The organism is Aeromicrobium sp. PFPM2_SD2, assembly GCF_057364525.1.
In genome coordinates this window covers 1-1648 of record NZ_JBNFNZ010000508.1, presented here as the reverse complement: position 1 = coordinate 1648, position 1648 = coordinate 1, and the positions used below count along the sequence as shown (strand labels likewise).

Sequence of the window (1648 nt, the reverse complement as noted above, 5' to 3'; positions counted from 1 at the left end):
CCGCGCCGGTCGCGCTCGATGGCGGCGACGGCACCGAATCTCGCTGGCCGAGGTGAACGGAGTCGCCCGACGGGGTCAGCCCGCTGGCCGTAGGCCGCGAGCGCGTCGCCGTAGGCCTCGATGAACGCCGGCTTCGGCGGTCGTGGACGCCGTGTTGCGCTGCGACGCCCGCGGCGCGCGACCGCCTCGGGCAGCGTCATGCCGAGCTCGAGCCGGTTCAGCAGCACCTGCAGGACGGTGGTGATGATCGTCGAGCCGCCGGGCGAGCCGACGACGAGCCGGACGCCGTGGTGGTCGGTGACGATCGTCGGCGACATGGACGAGCGCGGACGCTTGCCCGGCTCGACGCGGTTGGGGTCGTCCGGGTCGTAGACGGTGCTGAAGTCGGTCAGCTCGTTGTTGAGCAGGAAGCCGCGTCCGGGCACGGTCATGCCCGAGCCGCCGGTCTGCTCGATCGTGAGCGTGTAGGCGACCGCGTTGCCCCACCGGTCGACCACCGACAGGTGCGTGGTCGAGACGTTCTCGGTGTCGGAGTCGTCGACCGTCGGCTGCGCCGGCGTGCAGGCGGGTCCGTCGAGGGCGCCGGGCGCCACCGGGCGGGGCGTGGCCTGCTCGGGATCGATCGTGCACGCGCGGCTGTCGGCGAACCGCTGGCTCAGCAGGGTACGCGTCGGGACGTCGGTGAACGCCGGGTCGCCGACGTGCTCGGCGCGGTCGGCGAACACGCGGGCGGACGCCTCCAGGTACAGGTGCAGCGCCTGGGCGACCGGCAGCCCGGACAGGTCGTGGTTCTCCAGGATGTTCAGCGCCTCGCCGACCGCGACGCCGCCGGACGACGACGGCGCCATGCCGTGCACGGTGAGCCCACGGAAGCGGCTGGACGTCGCCTTCTGGTCGACGACGCGGTAGCGGGCCAGGTCGCGCGTGGTCATGGAGCCCGCGGGGGCCGGGAGACTCGAGGCGGGGTCGACCCGCGGCGACCGGACGACGTCCGCGATCTCGGCGGCGAGCGGACCGCGGTAGAACGCGCTCGGTCCGCGCCGGGCGATCTGCTCCAGCGTGCGGGCGAGGTCGGGGTTGCGGAAGCGGGTGCCGACCTGCGGGGCGTCCCCGCCGGGCAGGAACAGCTCGGCGGTGTCGGGGAAGGCGGCGAAGCGCGTCCGGTTGTCGAGGGTCTGGTTCCGGAACGTCTGGTCGACGACGAAGCCGCGGCGGGCCAGGTCGATCGACGGCTGCAGCGCCTTGCGCAGGCTCATCCGGCCGAAGCGGTCCAGCGCGCGGTCCCAGGTGGCGACCGTGCCGGGGACGCCGACGGCGACGCCGGACGAGACCAGCTCCGGCGTGAACCGGTAGGGCTGGCCGGTGGCGGGGTCGATGAAGGCGTCCGGCGTGATGCCCGCCGGGGCGGTCTCACGGCCGTCGATCGTCGAGACCTTGCCGGTGCGTCCGTCGTGGAAGACGAAGTAGCCGCCGCCGCCGATGCCGGCGCTGTACGGCTCGGACACGCCGAGCGCGGACGCGGTGGCGACCGCGGCGTCGGCGGCGTTGCCCCCGCGACGCAGCACGTCCAGACCGATTGCGGGTGGCGTTTCGCGTCCACCGAGCTGACGGCGCCGCCGTAGCCGTACGCCGTGGCGGTGGTGCCCGG

Annotated in this window: 1 protein-coding gene; it reads right to left on the bottom strand. The window is 74.2% G+C overall.

Annotation, left to right across the window (positions count from 1 at the left end; all coding sequences use genetic code 11):
- Positions 1 to 1565: gamma-glutamyltransferase (gene ggt, locus AC2W7G_RS15680; RefSeq protein WP_485869258.1), on the bottom strand; the 1565-nt coding region annotated here is incomplete at its 3' end.
- Positions 1566 to 1648: the final 83 nt, after the last annotated feature.